The sequence below is a fragment of the Rhodococcus xishaensis genome, from assembly GCF_004011825.1.
Taxonomy (GTDB): domain Bacteria; phylum Actinomycetota; class Actinomycetes; order Mycobacteriales; family Mycobacteriaceae; genus Prescottella; species Prescottella xishaensis.
The window spans coordinates 222,839-244,391 of sequence record NZ_RKLO01000001.1; the positions used below are offsets into that span (position 1 = coordinate 222,839).

General features: G+C 65.8%; 24 protein-coding genes. 13 read left to right on the forward strand and 11 right to left on the reverse strand.

The window, feature by feature from the left end; all coding sequences use genetic code 11:
* Positions 1-27: 27 nt before the first annotated feature.
* A complete protein-coding gene (locus EGT50_RS01125; protein WP_328590630.1) occupies positions 28-681 on the reverse strand; it encodes an Rv3235 family protein in 654 nt (217 codons plus the stop codon).
* A gap of 89 nt (positions 682-770) precedes the next feature.
* On the opposite strand from EGT50_RS01125, the gene EGT50_RS01130 reads away from it, so the two are divergent.
* The 6 genes from EGT50_RS01130 (at position 771) to EGT50_RS01155 (ending at position 7,186) form a co-directional block, all read left to right on the forward strand.
* Entirely contained in the window at positions 771-1,211 is a 441-nt protein-coding gene (locus tag EGT50_RS01130; protein ID WP_127950777.1) for an HAD-IA family hydrolase, read from the forward strand.
* Positions 1,211-2,653 (forward strand): WS/DGAT/MGAT family O-acyltransferase, encoded by a 1,443-nt coding sequence (locus EGT50_RS01135; RefSeq protein ID WP_127950778.1) that lies wholly within the window; start codon positions 1,211-1,213, stop codon positions 2,651-2,653. Before EGT50_RS01130 ends, EGT50_RS01135 begins: the two co-directional genes overlap by 1 nt.
* 45 nt (positions 2,654-2,698) lie before the next feature.
* Positions 2,699-3,214 carry a DUF6912 family protein gene (locus EGT50_RS01140; protein ID WP_127950779.1) on the forward strand — a complete coding sequence of 172 codons (516 nt, stop codon included), beginning with the start codon at positions 2,699-2,701 and terminating at the stop codon, positions 3,212-3,214.
* Between the two features lie 132 nt (positions 3,215-3,346).
* Positions 3,347-4,465 carry a ferredoxin reductase gene (locus EGT50_RS01145; protein ID WP_127950780.1) on the forward strand — a complete coding sequence of 373 codons (1,119 nt, stop codon included), beginning with the start codon at positions 3,347-3,349 and terminating at the stop codon, positions 4,463-4,465.
* A gap of 152 nt (positions 4,466-4,617) precedes the next feature.
* Positions 4,618-5,886, forward strand: coding sequence for a fatty acid desaturase family protein (locus EGT50_RS01150; RefSeq protein ID WP_127951332.1), 1,269 nt, complete (start codon positions 4,618-4,620; stop codon positions 5,884-5,886).
* A gap of 61 nt (positions 5,887-5,947) precedes the next feature.
* Positions 5,948-7,186, forward strand: a complete 1,239-nt coding sequence (locus tag EGT50_RS01155) for a fatty acid desaturase family protein (protein WP_127950781.1) — start codon at positions 5,948-5,950, stop codon at positions 7,184-7,186.
* A 54-nt stretch (positions 7,187-7,240) separates the two neighbouring features.
* Here EGT50_RS01155 and EGT50_RS01160 read toward each other — a convergent pair whose 3' ends face one another.
* Positions 7,241-8,347: a DNA alkylation repair protein gene (locus tag EGT50_RS01160; RefSeq protein WP_127950782.1), complete on the reverse strand. Its 1,107-nt coding sequence runs from the start codon at positions 8,345-8,347 to the stop codon at positions 7,241-7,243.
* A gap of 32 nt (positions 8,348-8,379) precedes the next feature.
* On the reverse strand, positions 8,380-8,673 hold the full coding sequence (locus EGT50_RS01165) for a hypothetical protein (protein WP_127950783.1): 294 nt from the start codon (positions 8,671-8,673) through the stop codon (positions 8,380-8,382).
* Positions 8,674-8,767: 94 nt separating this feature from the next.
* Here EGT50_RS01165 and EGT50_RS01170 point away from each other — a divergent pair, with 94 nt between their 5' ends.
* Complete coding sequence (locus tag EGT50_RS01170) at positions 8,768-9,316, forward strand: ABATE domain-containing protein (RefSeq protein ID WP_206615699.1); 549 nt, start codon at positions 8,768-8,770, stop codon at positions 9,314-9,316.
* A gap of 118 nt (positions 9,317-9,434) precedes the next feature.
* Positions 9,435-10,715: an NADH:flavin oxidoreductase gene (locus EGT50_RS01175; protein ID WP_127950784.1), complete on the forward strand. Its 1,281-nt coding sequence runs from the start codon at positions 9,435-9,437 to the stop codon at positions 10,713-10,715.
* Positions 10,716-10,786: 71 nt separating this feature from the next.
* Here the strand turns inward: EGT50_RS01175 and rsgA are convergent, their stop codons facing one another.
* Positions 10,787-11,809 carry a ribosome small subunit-dependent GTPase A gene (gene rsgA / locus EGT50_RS01180; protein WP_127951334.1) on the reverse strand — a complete coding sequence of 341 codons (1,023 nt, stop codon included), beginning with the start codon at positions 11,807-11,809 and terminating at the stop codon, positions 10,787-10,789.
* On the reverse strand, positions 11,776-13,095 hold the full coding sequence (aroA, locus tag EGT50_RS01185; protein WP_127950785.1) for a 3-phosphoshikimate 1-carboxyvinyltransferase: 1,320 nt from the start codon (positions 13,093-13,095) through the stop codon (positions 11,776-11,778). Before aroA ends, rsgA begins: the two co-directional genes overlap by 34 nt.
* 109 nt (positions 13,096-13,204) lie before the next feature.
* Here aroA and EGT50_RS01190 point away from each other — a divergent pair, with 109 nt between their 5' ends.
* Positions 13,205-13,972: an SOS response-associated peptidase gene (locus EGT50_RS01190; RefSeq protein WP_127950786.1), complete on the forward strand. Its 768-nt coding sequence runs from the start codon at positions 13,205-13,207 to the stop codon at positions 13,970-13,972.
* Here the strand turns inward: EGT50_RS01190 and EGT50_RS01195 are convergent.
* The 3 genes from EGT50_RS01195 to EGT50_RS01205 form a co-directional block, all read right to left on the reverse strand.
* Positions 13,959-14,966 (reverse strand): LLM class flavin-dependent oxidoreductase, encoded by a 1,008-nt coding sequence (locus EGT50_RS01195; RefSeq protein WP_127951335.1) that lies wholly within the window; start codon positions 14,964-14,966, stop codon positions 13,959-13,961. The genes EGT50_RS01190 and EGT50_RS01195 overlap by 14 nt on opposite strands.
* 127 nt (positions 14,967-15,093) lie before the next feature.
* A complete protein-coding gene (gene ybaK / locus EGT50_RS01200) occupies positions 15,094-15,588 on the reverse strand; it encodes a Cys-tRNA(Pro) deacylase (protein WP_127950787.1) in 495 nt (164 codons plus the stop codon).
* Between the two features lie 82 nt (positions 15,589-15,670).
* Positions 15,671-16,501 (reverse strand): MIP/aquaporin family protein, encoded by an 831-nt coding sequence (locus EGT50_RS01205; RefSeq protein ID WP_127950788.1) that lies wholly within the window; start codon positions 16,499-16,501, stop codon positions 15,671-15,673.
* 411 nt (positions 16,502-16,912) lie between these two features.
* Here EGT50_RS01205 and EGT50_RS01210 point away from each other — a divergent pair, with 411 nt between their 5' ends.
* Both EGT50_RS01210 and rsrA read left to right on the forward strand, forming a co-directional pair.
* Positions 16,913-17,593, forward strand: coding sequence for a sigma-70 family RNA polymerase sigma factor (locus EGT50_RS01210; protein WP_127951336.1), 681 nt, complete (start codon positions 16,913-16,915; stop codon positions 17,591-17,593).
* A complete protein-coding gene (rsrA, locus tag EGT50_RS01215) occupies positions 17,590-17,889 on the forward strand; it encodes a mycothiol system anti-sigma-R factor (protein ID WP_127950789.1) in 300 nt (99 codons plus the stop codon). The genes EGT50_RS01210 and rsrA overlap by 4 nt, the downstream gene beginning before the upstream one ends.
* A gap of 106 nt (positions 17,890-17,995) precedes the next feature.
* Here rsrA and EGT50_RS17370 read toward each other — a convergent pair whose 3' ends face one another.
* Positions 17,996-18,070, reverse strand: a complete 75-nt coding sequence (locus EGT50_RS17370) for a 50S ribosomal protein bL37 (protein WP_022597109.1) — start codon at positions 18,068-18,070, stop codon at positions 17,996-17,998.
* A 107-nt stretch (positions 18,071-18,177) separates the two neighbouring features.
* Here EGT50_RS17370 and EGT50_RS01220 point away from each other — a divergent pair, with 107 nt between their 5' ends.
* On the forward strand, positions 18,178-18,393 hold the full coding sequence (locus EGT50_RS01220) for a biotin/lipoyl-binding carrier protein (RefSeq protein WP_127950790.1): 216 nt from the start codon (positions 18,178-18,180) through the stop codon (positions 18,391-18,393).
* 28 nt (positions 18,394-18,421) lie between these two features.
* Entirely contained in the window at positions 18,422-19,942 is a 1,521-nt protein-coding gene (locus tag EGT50_RS01225; RefSeq protein WP_127950791.1) for a sensor histidine kinase, read from the forward strand.
* Between the two features lie 71 nt (positions 19,943-20,013).
* Here EGT50_RS01225 and EGT50_RS01230 read toward each other — a convergent pair whose 3' ends face one another.
* Positions 20,014-20,268: a WhiB family transcriptional regulator gene (locus EGT50_RS01230; protein ID WP_031937408.1), complete on the reverse strand. Its 255-nt coding sequence runs from the start codon at positions 20,266-20,268 to the stop codon at positions 20,014-20,016.
* 307 nt (positions 20,269-20,575) lie between these two features.
* The gene (locus EGT50_RS01235; protein ID WP_127950792.1) at positions 20,576-21,532 is read right to left on the reverse strand and encodes a diacylglycerol/lipid kinase family protein; all 957 of its coding nucleotides are present in this window, start codon (positions 21,530-21,532) and stop codon (positions 20,576-20,578) included.
* Positions 21,533-21,553: the final 21 nt, after the last annotated feature.

Sequence of the window (21,553 nt, forward strand, 5' to 3'; positions counted from 1 at the left end):
GCCCGAGCGTGACGCGGGGATGTCACGTCAGGCGATCCGCAGCGACGTGATCGCCCATCCGGGCGAGCGTGCGCCATTGCCGCTTTCGATGCGCGCGGCAATGGCGAACACCCGATCTCCGCGCGTGTAGGTTCCGAATACCTCCGCCGCATCGGACCGGACCGACCGCACTCGGACGCGCTCGAGCGTCGCTGTCCCCAGCCGACGCCCAGCGTGCCCGGTGGACCGAACGATCGAGTGGATGACGTCGACCACGGCCGGCACGGCGACGGCGCGTAGTTGGGCCGGTACCCGACGCCGGTCCATCACCTCGAGTGTCAGACGCAGCGCCAGCTCGGCGAAGCGTCGCGCCTCGGGTGTGACTTCTTCGGTGTGCAGTGCAGGGTGGTCGTGCAGTGTGGATCGACGTGGCGACCGGCCGCTGTGTGGGGATAGCTGTGACGTCGAGGAGAGTGCGGGCGACGGTGTGCGCCGCCGTACAGATGTATGGGTGTCGTTCGCGGGGGGCTCGAATTGTGGTGCTGGGGAAAGGAAGCGGTGCCCTGTGCTCATTCTGTGCCTCTCCGGCGCCGCGGTCACCGGTAGGACGGCGGGCGGCACGCATCGTGGACATGTACCGCCGGTGCCCGACAGTACTTGCGGGTCGAGTCCGCGGAGAGGACGGAATCTGGCGCTCAGCATGACACGTTCGTTCGCCGAAAGCGAGAGTGCGAACACGGTCCGTGTGGACAAGCCTCGTCATTGGCGTCGGTGAGTCCTAGGGTGAGGACGTGCGCGGATTGGTGCTGGACTTCGGTGGGGTCCTCGACGGACCGGGTGCGGACACCGGGCTCATGGCAGGGATCGTTGCCGATGCACGCCGGCGCGGCATAAGGACAGCGATCCTGAGCAACGATCCCGGTGGACCGGGCGCTCAGCTGCTGCGAGACCTCGCGGGCCCATTCGTCGACGACGTCGTGTTGTCCGGCGATGTCGGGATGGCGAAGCCGGACCTACGGATTTACGCACTGGTAGCCGCCCGGCTCCGACTCGATCCGGGCGATTGTGTGTTCGTGGATGATCTCGTGGTCAACGTGCGCGCGGCGGCAGCAGCAGGCATGGTGGGTGTACACCACGTCGATCCGTCGATTGCCGTGGAAGAGATTACGATTCTTCTTGATTCGGACATTGGTTCCGATTCGGATGGCGACGCGAAGGGCAGGGGGCGGTAATGGCGAGGGCGACGAGGCTGACGACGCAGGACGCGTCGTTCTACTTTCTCGACGAGAGCAACACCCCGATGCACCTGGGTTCGCTCGCGATCCTGCAGTTGCCCAAGTCTGGACTCGACTTCGACGCCGTGCTGCGCCTCATCGAAAGCCGGTTGCATCTGGTTCCGCGCTACCGACAAAAGGTTCGTGAGGTCGCGCACGGCCTCGCCCGGCCGGTTTGGGTGGACGACCCTGACTTCGACATCACGTACCACGTGCGACGGTCGGCGTTGCCATCGCCGGGTAGCGACGACCAGTTGCATGATCTGGTGGCGCGGTTGACTTCCCGGCCGTTGGACACCAGTCGGCCGTTGTGGGAGATGTACGTCGTCGAGGGACTGGCCGGGAACCGGTGCGCGCTGTACACCAAGTCGCACTCGGCGCTGGTGGACGGAGAACAGGCGCTCGAGATCAGCCAGGTGATCCTCGACGAGGACGAAGTTCCGCCGCCCATGGCCGACGATCTGTGGATACCCGAACCGGCACCGGGGGAGCCGGCCCTCGTCGCGGCGGCGCTCGCCCAAGTCGTTTCCCAGCCCCGGGAGGGCGTCGAGACGCTACGAATGACGTTGCGCGACATGACATCACTGGTCGACGGGACGACAGAGGCGCTCGGCAAGTTGGTCGCAATGATGCGCACTGCCACACAGTCGGCGCCGTCGAGCCCCCTGAACACGCCCATTTCGCGTAGCCGGCGGTTCGCTGTGGCTCGCACGGAACTCGAGCGCTACCGCAAGATCCGGGCCCGCTATGGGTGTTCGATCAACGACGCTGTCCTCACCGTGGTGACAGGTGCACTGCGAACCTGGCTCCTCTCACGCGGTGAACCGGTATCGGAAGCGACGGCGCTGCGGGCATTGGTGCCCATGTCGATCTCTGAGGCCCGTCCCGGCACGAAGGGCAGGAGCGTGGTCGACGTCTGCGGGGCCGACGAGGCCGGGCAACCGCACGGCCGGACATCGTCGTTCCTGGTAGACCTTCCTGTGGGCGAACCGAATCCGGTGGTGCGACTGTCGCATGTGGCCCATGCGACGGAAGCGTTTGCGCGGCAGAGTCAGCAAGTGACGGCACAGACCATGATCCGGTTGTCGGGGTTCGCGCCGGCGTCGTTGCACGCGCGGGGCGCCCGGGCTGCGAGCAGCCTGTCGCAGCGCATGTTCAACTTGATGGTTGCGAATGCGCCCGGCCCGCAGATCCCGCTGTATCTGGCAGGGATGCGGATGGTCGAGATGTACCCGCTGTCCCCGTTGCTGAAGAACCAGACGCTTAGCATCGGCCTGACGTCCTACGACGGGTACGTCCACTACGGTTTGAATGCCGATCGCGACGCCATGCCCGATGTCGACGTGGTCGCCGCGTCGTTGCAGGAGTCTCTCGAGGAGTTGGTGGATGTCAGTGGCTGAGCGGTGGTCGACCCCGTGCCGGACCGCGCGAACCGGAGGTCGGGCGTGAGGGTCTACATTCCCGCGACCATCGCGATGCTGCGGCAACTGGTGGCCGATCGGGAGTTGTCCCCGGTGAGTCGGACCGCATTCGCGGTGACCCCGGCGCTGCGGGAGGCGTACACCTCAGGAGACGACGACGAACTCTCCGAGGTCGCGATGGCCGAGGCTGCGCGTGCATCGCTGCGGCTGATCGGGGCAGGCGCTCTTGGGGACGAGGGTGACGGCGCGAAGCCGATGTATCGACGTGCGGTGGTCGCCGCGGACGTCGACAGCGCGGTATTTCGTCCGGACCTCGACGACGCGGTGGTCCGGCTCGGTGACGTAGTCACGCTCTCCCAGGTCGCGTCGGTGCACGTCGATCTGGCCGAGGCAGAGGCCGACGTCGAGAATGCCGCCGGGGTGGTCGACGCCGCCGATCTGGGCGACGAGGACGCCGAGTTCGTCCTCGGTGACGCGGAGGACCACGAGCTCGCCTGGTACGCCACTCAGGAGCTGCCGTTCCTGCTCGACTTGCTCTGATTCGGCCTCGGCGAATCCTCACCGAGTTCGGCCTCGGCGAATCCTCGCTCTGGCTCACTACCTGAACGTAACTTACGCAACCGTAGCTATATGCCCTACGCTGGCCATAGCTCGAAGGGAGATGGAGGTCGGATGGGACTCAAGAGCTGGATCGAGACGCCGGCGGTGAAGGCCGCGGGCTCGAACCGGTCCACGATGGCAAACCTGGTGCGTGGCGCTGTCACCCGGTTGACGACGCCGTTGCTCCCCGACGACTACCTACAGCTGGTCAATCCGCTCTGGTCCGCTCGCGAGTTGCGTGGACGAATCGTGGAGGTCCGCACCGAGACGGCCGACTCGGCGACCTTGGTTATCAAGCCGGGGTGGGGGTTCGACTTCGACTACCAACCGGGTCAGTACGTCGGCATCGGCATCCACGTCGACGGACGGTGGCACTGGCGCTCGTACTCGCTCACGTCGGCTCCCAACGTCGACCACAAGCTGATCTCGGTCACAGTCAAGGCGATGCCCGAGGGCTTCCTGTCGAGCCACCTGGTGACGGGCGTGCCGTCGGGCACGATCGTCCGGCTGGCGGCTCCGACCGGCAACTTTGCGCTCCCCGAGCCGCCGCCGGAGAAGATCCTCTTCCTCACCGCCGGAAGCGGCATCACCCCGGTCATGTCGATGCTGCGGACGATGAACCGCCGCGGCGATCTGCCCGACGTCGTTCACGTCCATTCGGCGCCGACTGAGGACGCGGTGATGTTCGCGGAGGAACTCGCTGCTCTGAGCGAGACGCATGGGTCGTTCCAGCGTCATGTCCAGCACACTCGCTCACAGGGCAAGTTCGCACTGTCTTCGCTCGACGAGGTCTGTCCGGACTGGCGCGAGCGGCAGACGTGGGCGTGCGGTCCGCTGGCGATGCTCGACGAGATCGAGAAGACGTGGGACCGCGAAGGCATCGCGTCACGGCTGCACCTCGAACGCTTTGCCGTCTCACGGGCCGATCTGTCCGGGGAGGGTGGCACGGTGACGTTCGCGAAGTCCGGCAAGCAAGCGGATGCCGACGGTGCGACGACGCTACTCGAGGTGGGGGAGAAGGTCGGCGTCCAGATGCCGTTCGGCTGCCGTATGGGCATCTGTCAGACCTGTGTGGTGCCGCTCGCCTCCGGTCATGCGGTCGACCTGCGAAACGGCAAAGAACACAGCGAGGGCGAACGCATCCAGACCTGTATCTCTGCTGCGGCGGGCGACTGCACCCTCGAGGTGTGACCTCCGTGTGATCGCGGTATCCGGCGCATTGCCGGGTGTGATCTCGGTATCTGGCCCATTGCAGGGTGCTCATGTTGCCGTATCGTTGCGCGCACTGCCTCGCGTCGCTGACCGACGCCGGTGAGCTGATCTACCCCAACGGAGGACCCTCGGTGGCCATCACCGACATCAAAGAGTTCGCCCACCTTACCGACTTCGACATCGAGGCCCTCGGACACGAGCTGGACACCATCCGACGCGAAGTCGAGGAGTCCCGCGGCGTGTGCGACGCGCGCTACATCCGCCGTGTCATCCGGCTACAGCGCTCGCTCGAACTGGGCGCCCGGGCCGTCCTGTTCGGCAGCCGCAAGCGCCCGCTGTGGATCCTTGGCGCCGGCATGCTCAGCGTCGCGAAGATCATCGAGAACATGGAACTCGGGCACAACGTCAGCCACGGCCAATGGGACTGGATGAACGATCCGGAGATCCACTCCACCACGTGGGAGTGGGACATGACCGGAGTGTCCGAGCACTGGAAGCGCGCTCACAACTACTCGCACCACACCTACACCAACATCGTCGGAATGGACGACGACGTGGGTTTCGGAATCCTGCGGATGACGCGCGACGAGAAGTGGCGTCCGGTCAACCTGCTGCAACCGATCGCGAACGTCGTGCTCGCCGCCGGCTTCGAGTGGGGCATCGCCCTGCACGACCTGAAGGCACAAAAGCTCCTCGAGGGCGTCAACCGATACCAGCTGAACACCGCGCCGAACCGGCAGTTCGCAATCAAGATCGCGCGACAGCTCGGCAAGGACTTCGTCCTGTTCCCGGCAATGACGGGGCGGGCGTGGAAGAACACGCTCACCGCAAACGCGACGGCAAACCTCGTGCGCAACCTGTGGACGTACGCGGTGATCTTCTGCGGCCACTTCCCGGATGGCGCGGAGAAGTTCACGATCGAGCAGTTCGCGACCGAGACCCGCGCCCAGTGGTATCTGCGTCAGATGCTGGGCAGCGCCAACATAGATGCGGGCCCGGTGATGGCGTTCATGACCGGCAATCTCAGCTACCAGATCGAGCACCACCTGTTTCCGGACCTGCCGTCGAATCGGTACGCCGAGATCGCGGTCAAGGTGCGGGCACTGTGCGAGAAGTACGACTTGCCCTACACGACCGGTCCGCTGAGCCGCCAATATCTGCTCGCGCTACGCACGATTCACAAACTGGCCCTGCCCGACCGCTTCCTGAAGCGGACATCGGACGATGCTCCCGAGACGTCGTCTGAGCACAAGTTCCGCTCGACGGGATCTCGGATCACGGAGGCGTTTCGGATCGACGCCGAGACCGGGCGCCGCCGGGGGCTACTTTCGGCATTGCGTGACCACGCCGAGGCTCAGGTGGCCAGGCGCCGCTCGAAACGCCGACGGCAGCTCCAGTGACCTGTCTCACAGTTGCCCACGCTAAACCTACGGTGACGTAACTTACGGTAAGTTAAGGCGCGTGGCGATTACGGACATCAAGGAGTATGCGCATCTGACGGATGCCGACGTCGAGGCGCTCGGACGCGAACTCGACGCCATTCGTCGGGAGGTTGAGGATTCGCGCGGCGAGCGCGACGCGCGCTATATCCGCAACACGATCCGGCTGCAGCGCAGCCTCGAGATCGGTGGGCGGGCCGTCCTGTTCGGTAGCCGCAAGCGCCCGCTGTGGATTCTCGGTGCCGGCATGCTCGGCGTTGCGAAGATCATCGAGAACATGGAACTCGGGCACAACGTGATGCACGGGCAGTGGGACTGGATGAACGATCCCGAGATCCACTCGTCTCATTGGGAGTGGGACAACGCGGATCCCTCCGAGCACTGGAAGCAGACGCACAACTACCTGCACCACAAGTACACGAACATCGTGGGCATGGACGACGATGTGGGATACGGCCTGATCAGGGTCACCCGTGACCAGAAGTGGAGGCCGTTCAACTACGGCAACCTCGTCTACAACGCACTGCTGGCGACGATGTTCCAGTACGGCGTCGCCATCCAGCACCTCGAGCTGGGCAAGGTCGTCGTGGGTCGGGACAATCGCGCCGAGACCAAGATCAAGTTGCGTCAGGTCGGGCAGAAGATCGGCAAGCAGATCGCCAAGGACTACGTCGTGTACCCGGCGCTGACCGGCAAAGCGTGGAAGTCCACGTTCACCGCGAACCTGACCGCCAACGTCATCCGCAACCTGTGGACCAACGCGGTCATCTTCTGTGGCCACTTCCCGGACGGTGCCGAGAAGTTCACGAAGGCGGATGTCGACACGGAGACGCATGCGGAGTGGTACCTGCGCCAGATGCTCGGCAGTGCCAACATCAGCGGCGGCCCGCTCACGCACTTCATGACGGGCAACCTGAGCCATCAGATCGAGCACCACATCTACCCGGATCTACCCTCGAATCGGTACGCCGAGATCGCGGTCAAGGTGCGGGCACTGTGTGAGAAGTACGACCTGCCGTACACGACCGGCCCGCTTTTCCTGCAGTACCTCAAGGCATGGCGCACCATCGCGAAGCTGTCGTTGCCGAACAAGTACCTCAAGGACACCACGGACGACGCCCCCGAGACGGCGTCCGAGCGCAAGTTCGACGGCAACACGACTGCGACGGTCGACCCGGTGACAGGCCGACGTCACGGCTTGCTGTCGGCTATCAGGAGGTCGAAGAAGCGCCGCGGCGTGCGGGCGTTGCTGTCGCGTTAGCGTCCCCTCTACGGACTGCGCGCGGCTCGCGTGCCGCGAGGGCACCCGGTCGGATTACCGGCCGGGTGCGCGCCGCGTCTGGGCTGTGAGCTCGAACTGGGCCGTGGGGTGTGGAACGCCGTTGACCTGTATCTGCACGTGATGAGTTCCGGGATAGTAGCGCCTCGTCGAGATCGGCACGAAGCTGTGGCGCCGGACGATCGTCCACTCGGCTCCCGCCTCGAGCGTGCGCGACGACAGTTTGAACACCTTCGTCCCGTGGGAACCGTCAGCCCGCAGAAATAGCACGCAGTAGTCCACGAGGTATGTGGCCTGCCCGGGTCCCGGATTCGTGATGGTGCACTCGAATTCGAGATGCTCGCCTATGGCGACAGCGCTTGTCCGCACCACGGGTCCCATGACATGTACCGGCGTATCGGGCGCGTACCCCAGCAGTTCCAGCGCTCCGGAATGGCCTTTCTTGACCAGTGTTCGCAGTCCGCGGCGGAGGACCGCGCCGGTGGTGGGGTCGGGCGCGAGTGCCCATCGAGCAGCGACGGCAACAGCCAGGTCCGGATGGTCATGGCTGATGTCGTTGAGGTGGTTGCCCACCGAGCGCCGCACGTAGTCGGAGTTGTCGCGATAAAGGGCGTCGAGGATCGGGACGGCCGGCGTGGGATCCGCGGTCAGGCACGGAACCCGGGTGGCCCATGGCAGCCGAGGCCGGGTGGACTCGCTCGCGAGACGTCGAACGTGGGCGTCGGGATGGTGTGTCCAGGACTCGATCACAGCGAGGGTGCGCCTCTGGGCGGTTCGCAGGAACGGACGAACAGCGGTCTCGGCGGTCAGTCGAGGAGTGAGGTCGGCCAGGAGTTCGAGTGCGGGTTCGACGACCTCTATGCCTCGGACGGCGACCGCCTCGGTCACCGGGAGGATCATCCACCCCGTGAATTCCTCGTCGTCGAGTGCGGCACGCAGGATGGTGTCGAAGGCGTCGAAGGCTGCAGGTAGGTCGTCGAGGAGTGCGTCGCGGATCGCCGTGACGCGTTCCGAGTGTCGCCGACCGGACAGTTCGGCGCCGCACCCGCGCAGTCGCCGAAGCCGACCCGCGTGCGCTCGCGCGAGGCATTCGGCCAGTGCCTCGACGGTCGCTGCATGCAACATTTCGTCCGCTGTGGGCACGGCACCGAACTCCCTTCCCTGGCTACCCGGACCTACGTGGCGTGCAGAACGGTGGCGTGCCGCATTTCATGGACGTCACCGACTTCCTTGAAGAACTCCTGCGCGCGACTCTCCACGGGCATTTCCCGTCCTGCCCGCTCGGCAGCCTCGGGAGAGGCCCAGATCAGAAAATCCATCAACGACCCGTCGTCGAAACGGGCAAGGTGCGCGCCCAGGAAGTCGCTGCCGTAACGCTCTTCGAGGATCGTCACCAACCGGTCGCGGGCTGCGACCAGGGCATCGGGGTTGTCGGCCTCGAAGTGTACGTACTCGATCGTGGTGCTCATACTTGTCCTCTCACGTCTGTCACGGGTTTAGTCCTGCAAAAGCGTGGCAAGGCTATCACGGTTTTGGAATTCCAAATCCGTTAGAATCGGCCACGTGATTCGTGACGTGGAAGAGATGCCGTGGATCGGCGAGAGCCGCGCGCTCGACCTGGCGAACACCGTGATCGTCGGGGCGAACCGCGGAGAGGACCTCGACTTCTTTGCCGATCCATCGCTCACGGCGCGGTGGCGTCAACGCGTAACGGACGGTCGACTGGCGCGGATGCCCCTGGATCAACTCGTCGAGCTCCGCTCGGTCGTCCAAGAGGCGCTCGACGCGGCCGACAGGTCCGAACCGTGGTCCCCACAGTTGCGTTCACGGATCAACTCGCTGGCCGCGAACGCGCCGTTGGTGCTCGAAATGGACGAGTCAGGCACCCTTCGTCAGGTCGGACGCGAGGGCCCGGTCGAAGCCGAAGTGGCGCGAGAGACGTTGCAGCTCACAGCCGCACCCGATTCCTTCACCGTCCGCCGCTGCCCCGCGCCCAGTTGCGGCATGTTCTTCGTTCCACGCCGGCGGAACCAGGGTTGGTGCACCGTGCGATGCGGGTCCCGTGCCCGATCGACCCGCCGACATCACCGAGGCAGACACGCGGAGGGGTGATCGACGACCACGGTGGTTGGCGGGATTCCCTGCGCTCCCGGGATTCCCGTGTCGAGCGCCTCCGCGAGTGGGACAGTGGTGCCCACACGCTGGATCGAGAGAAGGGTGACGCACGACCATGGCAGGACTACCCACCGACACGGTGACCGTGACCCCGGACCCGTTCGCCCCGGCAACTCTGGGGCCGGTTCGACTCCGCAACCGCATCATCAAGGCCGCGACGTCGGAGGGGCGTTCCCCGGAAGGGCTCGTCACGGACGACCTCATCGACTTCCATCTCGGCTTCGCGCGGGGCGGCGTGGGCATGACCACCGTTGCGTACTGCTGTGTTGCTCCGGAAGGAGCCAGCGCACCAGGGCAGATACTGATGAGCCGCAAGGCCCTACCGGGTCTACGCCGGCTGACCGACGCGGTCCACGACGCAGGCGGTGCCATCGCGGCCCAACTCGGCCACGCCGGTGTGGTGGCGTCGAAGAAGGTCACCGGCGTGACGGCGATATCGCCGAGTCGGGTGATCAACCCGTCGTCGCTCGAATACTGCCGGGAGATCACCGCAACCGAGATCCGCCGCGTGATCGACCAGTTCGGGGAGGCGGCGCAGGTCGCAGTCGAAGCGGGCTTCGACGCGGTGGAACTGCACTTCGGCCATCTCTACCTGCCGAGTTCGTTCCTCAGTCCACTTCTCAACCGCCGCAAGGACGAATACGGCGGAACCATCGACAACCGGTCCCGTCTGGTGCGAGAGATTGCGCAGCGGGTCCGGGAGGTCGTCGGTGACCGAATCGCGGTCACCGCCAAAGTCAGCATGGACGACGGGATCCGGGGGAGCATCTGGCTCTCCGAGTCCCTGAGGACTGTGCAGCTGCTCGATCGGGACCGCAACCTCGACGCGATCGAGCTGACCCAGGGGTCGTCGGTCTTCAAGCCGATGTACCTATTCCGCGGTGACGTGCCCGTCGACGAGTTCGCGGCCTTGTTGAAGGAGCCACTCAAGACTGGGGTCCGGTTGTTCGGCAAGCGGGCGCTGGGCTCTTACCCATACGAGGATCTGTACATGCTCGAATCGGCCCGTCAGTTCGTTCCGGTCGTGTCGGACACGCAACTGATCCTGTTGGGCGGCATCAACAACTACGACCAGATCGTGACGGGTATGCAGGAGGGCTTCGGGTTCGTCGCAATGGGCCGCGCGCTGCTGCGCGAGCCGGATCTTGTGAACCGGATCAAGGCCGACCACACCGTCTCCGGCCGCTGCAACCACAACAACAAATGCATGACGACCGTGTTTGGACGAACCCACTGCGTTCTCGATCCGGACAGCCGGCACGGTGCGGTCGGGTCTGCCGAATCGACCCCGTTCACCGCCGACCGGTCGAAGGAACTGCCGATCACACCCTCGTGACCCCCGTGTCACCTTCCCGACGACTGGCACGTTGACGAAACGGGGATTGTTGCGGGTACCGGATACTGGGCCTAGGCCCAGGGCTCGTTCGACATCAGCGCAACGAGCAGTCGGCGTACCGCCTCGACACGGCCGGCGGATTCACCGGTGAGATTGTCCAGGGCGCATTCGGGATCGGCGGGTGGACCGAGGTGGGTGCATCCGCGCGGACAGTCCTCGGCGGCCTCGGCCAGGTCTATGAACGCGTCGACGACGTCCTCGGGGGAGATGTGCGCAAGTCCGAACGACCGGATGCCAGGGGTGTCGACGACCCAGCCGCCGCCGGGGAGCGCCAACGCGACAGACTGAGTCGATGTGTGCCGTCCCTTCCCGACGCCGGACACGACGCCCGTCGCCCGATCTGCTTCGGGGACAAGGCGATTGACCATCGTCGATTTTCCGACACCAGAGTGGCCGATGAGGGCGGTCACCCGCCCGGTCAGCATCTCGGTCACCGGTTCGATCGGGTCGTCGCGACCGGCGACCACGACCGGGATGTCGAGGTTGGCGAACGTCGCGGCGAACTCGTCCGGCGTTGCCAGGTCGCTCTTGGTCAGGCACAGGATCGGGTTCAGTCCACCGACGTAGGCGGCGACGAGCGCGCGCTCGACGAACCCGGTGCGCGGCGGCGGGTCGGCCAGTGCCACGACGATCAGCAACTGCTGCGCGTTCGCGACAACGACCCGCTCGTACGGATCGGTGTCGTCGGCGGTGCGACGCAGGACGGTGGCACGGTCGGCCACTCGCACGATCCGTGCCAGGGTGTCCGGCCTGCCCGACAGATCGCCGACGACGTCGACCTTGTCGCCCACCACGATTGGCGTGCGCCCGAGCTCCCGGGCCCGCATCGCAACGACAAGTCGCTCCGGGTCTCCGCCCAGCACACAGCCCCACCGGCCGCGGTCCACCGAGACCACCATCGCCTCTTCGGCGTCGGCATGCTCGGGTCGATTCTTGGTTCGTGGCCTGGACCCCTTGCCCGGACGGATCCGGACGTCGGACTCGTCGTACTGCCGCCGACTCAGGACGGTGCCCCCGGCTCGGCGGACGGGGATTCGTCCAGCATGGCCGCCCAAAGTTTCTCGAATCCCGGCAAGGTCTTGGCGGTGGTGCCCACGTCTTCGACGTCCACGCCGGGGACAGCAAGTCCCAGAATCGCGCCGGCCGTGGCCATTCGGTGGTCGGCGTACGAGTGCCACCGGCCGCCGTGCAGCGGGCGTGGTTCGATGTGCAGGCCGTCATCGGTCTCGGTGACTGCACCGCCGAGTTTGTTGATTTCCGTCGCCAGCGCGGCCAGGCGATCGGTCTCGTGGCCGCGCAGGTGTGCAATGCCGCGCAGCACCGAAGGGCCCCCGGCGAGAGCCGCCAGCGCCGCGACAGTAGGCGTCAGCTCGCCGACCTCGTGCAGGTCGACGTCGATCCCGCGCAGCGCTGTCGGGCCGTTCACCACCAGAGTGTCACCCTCGCGGTAGACGTGTGCACCCATTTCGGAGAGGATGCCGCGGATCGCGTCCCCGGCCTGCGTCGTGGGCGCAGGCCACAGCGGTACCCGGACGGTGCCGCCGGTCACCGCCGCCGCGGCGAGGAACGGCGTCGCGTTCGACAGATCGGGCTCGACTACCCAGTTCACCGGGTCGACCTTGCCCGGCAGCACCTTCCACGTGTCAGCGGTGCCGCTCTGGTCGGGCGTCAGGACGGATACGCCAGCGGTTCGCAGCATCTCGACGGTCATGTCGATGTGCGGCATCGACGGCAGTGACGCCCCGTCGTGGTGGACGGTGACGCCCTCGTCGAACCGGGCGGCGGACAGCAGGAGGCCGGAGACGAATTGCGACGACCCGGACGCGTCGATCGTGACGGTACCGCCGCGCAGGCCGCCGCGGCCGTGGACGGTGAACGGTAGTGCGTCACCATCGACATCCGCGCCGAGCCCGCGTAGGGCCTCGACGATCGTGCCCAGCGGACGGGCGCGCGCCTGCTCGTCACCGTCGATCGCGACGGAGCCGTCGGCGAGTGCGGCCACCGGCGGCAGGAAGCGCATCACGGTACCGGCGAGGCCACAGTCGATCGACCCTCCGGTCATCGGTCCCGGTACGACGTGCAATGTGGTACCGGTCGCCGCGTCGGGTGTCGCGGTGATGGAGATGCCAAGCGCACGCAAGCCCCGGATCATCAGGTCGGTGTCTCGGCTGCGCAGCGCGCCGGTGATCGTGGACGGGTCCGAGGCGAGTGCCGCGAGGATGAGCGCCCGGTTGGTGATCGACTTCGATCCGGGCAGCGTCACGGACGCGTTCACAGGGGCAACGGCACGGGGCGCTCTCCACAGATTCTCACGGCTCACCCGTCCATCTTCGCCTATGCATGGGCGGTGTGTGGCAATCGTGCCAGCATGGAGGGTGCGACCAGTGGGTCGGGGCTGTGCGTGGACCGCGGAAGGGAGTGCTGCAGAGATGTGCGGCAGGTATGCGACGACGGCGGATCCCGCGACGCTCGCGGTGGAATTGGACGCGGTGAACGAGACCGGGGAGTCCGGCGGGCCCGATTCCGCCGACTACAACGTCGCACCCACGACTCCGGTGCTCACCGTTGTCGCGCGCCACGACCACGGTGATCCCACCAGCCCGGTTCGCCGCCGGATCCGCCGTATGCGGTGGGGACTGGTGCCGTCATACGCGACCGAGCCGGGCAAGGGCGCACCGCTGTTCAACGCCCGGTCCGAGACCGTCGCCACCAAGGCGGCGTTCAGGACGTCGCTGCGGTTCAAGCGTTGCCTGGTCCCGATGGACGGCTGGTACGAGTGGCAGACCGAGCCCACGTCCAGCGATAAGGCTGCCAAGGCCGTCAAGGTGCCGTATTACATGTCCCGTGGTGACGGGCAGCGGATGTTCATGGCCGGCCTGTGGTCGGTGTGGCACGACCCCGAGACGCCGACGTCGCCGCCGCTCCTGAGCACCACAATCCTGACCACAGACGCGGTGGACCAGCTCGTGAATGTCCACGACCGGATGCCACTGATCTTGCCGCCGGATCGCTGGGACGCCTGGCTCGACCCCGACAGCGTCGGCCACCCCGACCTGATCCGCCCGAGCCTCGAATCCGCCGCCGCGGTCGAGATTCGACGTGTGTCACGCAAGGTGAACAGCGTCCGCAACAACGGACCCGACCTGCTCGCGCCGGACACCGGCGAACAAACGGGGGAGCAGATCAGCCTGTTGTGACCGCCGACCGGGACGCGAGGCCCGCAACGTCCGCAACCAGCTCGAGAGAGCGCATCCAGGCCGAGCGATCGGTGGCCGAGGACGCGACCATCAACTCGTCAGCGCCGGTCTGTGAGGCGAAGTCGGCCAGGTAGTCGTGGACGACTGTCGGGGTGCCGACCGCCGTGTAGTGCACCATCGCGAGGATCTGTCGACCGGCGGGCGACTCGAGGATCAGGTCCGCCTCCTCCGGGGAGAACTGCCGGCCGCCGCCGACGAACACATCCACCCGCCGACGTTTCGTTTCGAGGAAGTGGTGCTGCGCCTCCTCGTCGGTGTCGGCGGCGATCACGTTGACCGCTGCGATCACGTACGGCTCGGCGAGTTGCGCCGACGGCCGGAACTCGCGGCGGTAGAGCGCGATCGCGTCGTGCAGCGCGGCCGGGGCGAAGTGCGAGGCGAACGCGTACGGCAGGCCCAGCGCAGCGGCCAGTTGGGCGCCGAACAACGAGGATCCAAGGATGTAGAGCGGAACGTTCGTGCCCTTACCCGGGGTCGCCTCGACGCCCGGGAGGCGGGACGGGCCGGTCAGGTAGCCCTGCAGCTCGAGGACGTCCTGCGGGAACGAATCGGCCGAACTCGGATCACTGCGCAGCGCCCGCATGGTCTGCTGATCGGTGCCAGGCGCACGGCCGAGCCCCAAGTCGATGCGACCGGGGTGCAGTTCGGCCAGAGTGCCGAACTGTTCGGCGATCGTCAGCGGCGCGTGGTTGGGCAGCATGATGCCGCCCGCGCCAAGCCGGATCCGCTCGGTGTGCGCGGCGATATGCGCGATCAGCACACTCGTCGCCGATGACGCGATCACGGGCATGTTGTGGTGCTCCGCGTACCAGATTCGGTGGTAGCCCCACCGTTCAGCGTTCCGCGCCATCTGCACGCTGGCAGCGAGGCTGGTACTCGCTGTCTCGCCCGTCCCGATGTAGGCGAGGTCGAGGATCGAGATGGGAAGGGGCAGAGAAGGCACGCGGGACGCTCTCTTTCGTTCATCGAAGTTTTGTTCTCCGTGGGATAACGGCGTCCCGTGCGGGCAAATTCCGCGTGCGCCTTCTCCGGTGCCTGGCCGGCGTGTCCTGATGGCCGGTTCAGCCGGTGGTGACGTCCGCTACGACCGCCCCCGCCAGCCGCACCAGATCCTGCGGCGCCAACTCGATCTCCAGGCCCCGACGTCCGGCGCTGCACAGCACCCGGTCGAAGGTCAGGGCGGATGCGTCGATCACCGTCGGCAGCCGTTTGCGCTGGCCCAACGGTGAGATCCCGCCGAGCACGTACCCGGTCGACCGTTCCGCGTCGGACTGCTCGGCCATCACCGCCTTGCTCGCACCCAACGCTGCCGCGGCCGCCTTGAGCGACAGCTTCGAGGGCACCGGCAGCACCGCGACTGCGAGCTTGCCCGAGTCCTTCTTGATCACGAGCGTCTTGAAGATCTGCGCCGACGTCACTCCGAGACGACCGGCGAGCGAGTCGACGGCCTCGTCCCCGTACGACCCCGCGCGCGAATCGTGGTCGTAGTTGTGGATCCGGTACGACACCTTCTCCTTGTCGAGCAGCTTCGTTGCGGGCGTCGAGTTTCCGGCCATGACGACAACGCTAGCCCCGGAACCCATTTCAGGTGCCGAGTCTGCACGGGCTCAGCCCTGCTCGTGGAACACGCGCGGCCGCCTATTCCTGGAGCTGCTTCCCGTGTGGCGTGATTGCGTCGAGGTCGGGATGCGGTGGTGGTGGCAGGAACCGCGCGATCACCAGCATGTAGATCGCGGAGCCGACGAGGCCGCCGATGACTGGCGCGACTATCGGAATCCAGAAGTATGGGTAGCCGGATGGGTCGGTGAACGCGGTCGCGTAGCCGGTCAGGTACGACGCGAGTCGGGGCCCGAAGTCCCTTGCGGGGTTGATGGCGTAGCCGGCGTTGGCGCCCCAGGCCATACCGATCGCGACGACGATCAGTCCGATCATGAAGGGTGCGAGGTTGGCTGCGGGGGATGTGTTTCGTCGGTCGATGATCGCGAAGATCAGCAGCACCAATATCGCGGTCCCGATGATCTGGTCGGTGAACGCCCCGAGGACACTCACCGGGAGAGTGCCGTTACCGGGGAGGGTGGAGAAGACGATCTGCGTTGCGCTCGTGTGCTCGGGGTCGGCGGCGGCGAGCAGATCGGCGTACCCCAGCCGCACCACTAGTGCCCCGACAAATGCGCCGAACGTCTGCGCAACGACGTACAGCGGTACCTTGCGCCACGGGAAGTCGCCGAAGGTCGCGAAGGCCACGGTCACCGCGGGGTTGATGTGTGCACCGCTCGTCCGGGAGGCGATGTAGATGGCCAGTGCCACCCCCAACCCCCAAGCCCAGGCGATGGTGTTGTAATCGCCGACGCTGTTGCCGCCGGCAACAACCTGTGCAACTGCACCACAGCCGATCAGAATCAGGACCATGGTCGCGAGAAACTCTGCGGCCAGTTCGCCGAAGAGTCCGAACTCTTTCAACTTTTGCACTGGCAATACTCCCTGTTACGGCTGCTCGGCAACCCCCGCTACCTCTGGTGACCGGGGCTGGCCGGACAACGGGCTGGAGTGACTTGCATCACGCATGTACTCGACGTTATTGGGCGCTGTCCCTCCTCCGCAACAGGACCAGTTCGGATGGTTCTGACTGGGGGTTCGCGCTCCGGGCCCGGCCCGGTGTGTTCCCCGATGACGCCCGGATGACACCCGGGCACTGCCGCAGACACCATGTCGACACTTGATGACGGGTTCGGGAACACATCACCCCCTCGGACTGTTGAAAAGTGCCGAGTGCTGGATCAATCAAGGGAGTGGGTCGTGCCGGTGTCGTGTGCTGAGTCTGTTCGTCCGGCGATCAGGCTGGCGTCCGTGATCAAGACGCACCCAGGGGTCGAGCCTGCAATGGCGGTAGCCTTGACCTCTACGGCAAGCGAAGGGGCCAGCGTGCTGGACGACCATGAACCTGCGGACAGATCCAAGCGAGATGAGCCGGAGTCCCATGATCGGCTGATCGAACGGTTCGAGCGCGACGCGCTCCCGCTCCTCGATCAGCTGTACGGCGCCGCGCTGCGCATGACCCGCAACCCGGCCGACGCCGAGGACTTGGTTCAGGAGACTTACGTCAAGGCCTACTCGGCATTCAGTTCGTTCCAGGAGGGAACGAACCTCAAAGCCTGGCTCTACCGCATCCTCACCAACACCTACATCAACTCCTACCGCAAGAAGCAGCGGCAGCCGGCTCAGTACCCGACGGACGAGATCACCGACTGGCAGCTCGCCGCAACCGCGGAGCACACGTCGACCGGTCTGCGGTCGGCCGAGGTCGAGGCTCTCGACGCACTGCCGGATGACGACATCAAGGCGGCGTTGCAGGAGCTTCCCGAAGAGTTCCGGATGGCGGTCTACTACGCCGACGTCGAAGGGTTCCACTACAAGGAGATCGCCGAGATCATGGGTACACCCATCGGAACCGTGATGTCGCGGCTGCACCGTGGGCGCAAACAGCTTCGTGGGCTTCTTGCCGACGTCGCCCGGGAACGCGGATTCAACCGTGGTGCAGCGGAGCAGGAGGTTTCGCGGTGACCGGGGAGAAAGAGTTCGAGCAACTGGACTGCTCTGCAGTGATCGCCGATGTGTGGTTGCTCCTTGATCATGAATGCGACGAGGGCGCCAGAGTGCGGCTTCAGCACCACCTCGATACGTGCCGTGAGTGTTTCGAGGCGTACGGCATCGAGGAGAAGGTCAAGAGCCTCATCGGCCGCAAGTGTGGTGGTGAGCGTGCCCCTGAGGGACTGCGCGAGCGGTTGTCTATACAGATCCGGCGTACGGTGATCCTCACCGAGACGGACCTGGTCGCCGACGGCGAGAGCGAGGACTGACTCCGGGGGCTGCGGCGCGGCCTGATCCGCCGGGGAAGCAGACCAGACGAACTCCGGGGCCGGCGAGCAGTGTGCTCACCGGCCCCGGAGTTGGCTTGTAGGCGTCTCAGGCGTTGGGACGCTTGCCGTGGTTGGCGGCGTTGCCCTTACGGCTGCGCTTCTTACGGCCACGCTTACCCATGAGTAGCTCCTTCCGTGTCGAACTCGGGCTCGTGCCAGTGTTTCACGTGTGGTTGGCTGTGGTTGCATTGGCTGGTCTCCGACAGTCCACGAAGAGTGAGGTGCCAGGTGGCAGAAGATGTGCGCGCCGAGATGGTCTCGACCGTCTACCAGGTCGTTGTGAGCGCGGGTGAGGACGTGAACGAGGGCGACACCCTCGTGATTCTCGAGTCGATGAAGATGGAGATCCCAGTGCTCGCGGAGGTCGCCGGGACGGTTACATCTGTGGACGTGAAGGTCGGCGACGTCATCCAGCAGGGTGACCTGATCGCTACCATCAGCTGATCCCGGGAAGCACCCCGGAGCCTGGCAGATGTCGACGCTGAGCGACCTGCTCGCCGAGCACACCGACCTCCCCGGAAACGCGGTCGACCATCTCCAGCAGGTGGTGGGCGAGTGGCAACTGCTCGCGGACCTTTCCTTCGCCGACGTACTGCTGTGGGTGGCGACTGAGCGGCACGACGACCGGGCGGACACGGTCGGCTCTGAGCCGCTCACCGTCGTGTGCGTTGCGCAGTGCCGCCCGACGACGGCATCCACCGCCTTCCCGGACGACGCCGTCGGGTCCGCTGTATCCGAATCGGAGCATCCGCAGGTCCTCAAGGCGCTCCTCGGTGGCGAGATCGTCACCGAGGTCGACCATTCGTTGCCTGGCGGGACCCCGCTGCGGCGGGAGGCGGTCCCGGTGCGCTGCGATGGTGAGGTCATCGCTGTGCTCAGTCGCGACACCAATCTGGCGCAGCAGCGGGCGCAGAGCCCGCTCGAAATCGCGTACCTCGACTGCGCGGCAATCCTGTGCCAGATGATCAGCGAGGGAACGTTTCCCAACCCTGAGATCCGCTCGGACACCAATTCCAGCCCGCGCGCGGGGGATGGATTCATCCGTCTCGACCCCGAGGGCCGCGTCGTCTACGCAAGCCCGAACGCGTTGTCCGCGTATCACCGGATGGGTCTCAATTCAGACCTGATAGGCCAGGACCTCGCGAGCACGACCCGCTCGCTCGTGACGGATCCGTTCGAGTCGCAGGAGGTCGCCGACTACATCAGCGGCACCGTGGCCGGCCAACTGGGGCTCCGCAAGGAAATCGAGGCCCGTGGCGCGACCGTGTTGCTGCGGGCACTCGTGCTCAAGCCGCACGGTCAGGTCGTCGGTGCAGCCGTCGTGATCCGCGACGTAACGGAGGTCAAGCGCCGCGATCGTGCCCTGCTCAGCAAGGACGCGACGATTCGCGAAATCCACCACCGGGTGAAGAACAATCTTCAGACAGTGGCGGCCCTGCTGCGCCTGCAGGCTCGTCGGACGGGCAACGAGGAGGCCCGGCAGGCGCTCAGCGAGTCGGTCCGACGGGTTACGTCCATCGCTTTGGTTCACGAGACGCTGTCCATGTCCGTGGACGAGGAGGTGGACCTCGACGAGGTGGTCGATCGACTCGTCCCGATCCTCTCCGATGTTGCGTCAGTCAACATCCCCATCAAGATCGAGCGCGTGGGCAGCCTCGGTGTGTTCTCGGCCGAGCGCGCCACACCCCTGGTGATGGTGCTGACCGAATTGGTGCAGAACGCGATCGAGCACGGCTTCGATCCCGATCAGCCGGGCACCGTGCATTTGCGAGCGGATCGCTCGGCGCGCTGGCTCGACGTGGTCATTCACGACGACGGACGTGGCCTGCCCGATGGGTTCAGCCTCGAGAAGTCCGACCGACTCGGACTGCAGATCGTGCGGACCCTGGTCGGGGCCGAGCTCGGCGGATCACTCGGGTTGCGCCCGTCCCCGGACGGCGGCACCGACGCGGTTCTGCGCGTCCCTCTCGGCAGGCGGCCACAGCGGCCCTGAACCGCGACCCGCCCTGACACGACTGAGGCCCGACACCTTCCGGTGTCGGGCCTCGAAGTCGCGGTCTGGGATCAGACTGCGGTCCGCGCCCGGGTGCGGGCGTTACGGCGCTTGAGGGCGCGGCGCTCGTCCTCGCTCATGCCACCCCAGACGCCGGCGTCCTGGCCGGATTCGAGGGCCCATGACAGGCACTCCGCAGTCACCGGGCACCGATTGCACACCACCTTGGCATCTGCAATCTGCGCGAGAGCCGGGCCGCTGTTTCCCACCGGGAAGAACAGTTCGGGGTCCTCGTCACGACAGATAGCGTTGTGGCGCCAGTCCATCCTTCTACTCCTTAACGTGGGTGCAGCGTGCACCGCTATGTATTTGCAAGTTCATGGTGCTTACTTGGAGGTTTCAGCACGGTTACTTGTGAATGCTTTCACGAACCAGGGGGAAGTCAATAGATTCCGGCTGCACCGTGGGCAAGCTCACTCGGTTAGGTTCCCCTATGTGGCCCGTGGTCCTTTCTACACCTACCTGGGCCTTTATGCACCCCCAACAGGGTGAATTGTGCAGTATGAACCCCTTGTCACCCGCCCGGATCCGCCTATCGAGCGTTCGATTCACCGGGCCTGCCCCGGGTTCGCGTCAGTTCGTTGGTGGCGCGACCACCGTGAGTGCATCGGCAGCTGCGGTGAATGTCACGTCGGATCGGAGACCGAGATAGTCCCCGTCCATTTGAAGTCCGATGGGTGTACTCGACTGGATACGGATTTGCGGGAGATCGTCGAAACGAATCAATGAACGTGATCTGGGCGATAATCCGGCCGTAAGTAGTTGACGAACGACGCGCAAGCTGGGAAAGACCCGCATCGTCCGCATCGCGAAGAGCCCGAGGCCTGTGTCGAAGCTCGTCCCAGGATTCGTATGCACCTCACGCTTGTTCAAGTACGTCCATGGCGTGGTGTTCGACACGAATGCATAGTGAACGCCCTCGATAGGTTCTTGGCCGGGAAGCTCGATCCGCAGTGTCGGATCCTCCCGCTTGGCTCGGAAGAATGCTCGGACGGCGTGCCGCACGTACCGGCCCGGGGTGACGAGTTTGCCGTTGCTCCGCCCGTGGTCGACCGCCTCGCACACCTGGGCGTCGAGACCCATTCCCGCGTTGAAGGTGAACCAGCGGTTGTCGCAGTGGCCGAGTCCGACCGTCCGACGCCGGCGCAGTGCAAGCAGATCGATCAATTGATTCGTGGCGTCGACCGGGTCCGCCGCCATTCCGAGAGAGCGGGCAAACACGTTCGCCGAACCTCCCGGAACGACCGCGACAAGCGGGACGGCGCCGGCGGGTACCGACCGCATGGACCTGGGGCACGGATCACCGAGCAGGCCGTTGACTACCTCGTTCACCGTGCCGTCGCCGCCGTGGACGATGATCAGGCCGATGCCGTCGGTGCGCGCCTGTGCGGCCAGATCGGCAGCGTGGCCGCGGTGTGTCGTGTGCGCCACCGTCAGCTTCACGCGACTCGACAGCGCGTGCGCGAGCAGGTCGCGTCCCGCCGGCGTGGTCGAGGTGGCGTTGGGATTGACGATCAGGAGCGCATGCACGGGGGATCAGCCTAGCCGGAC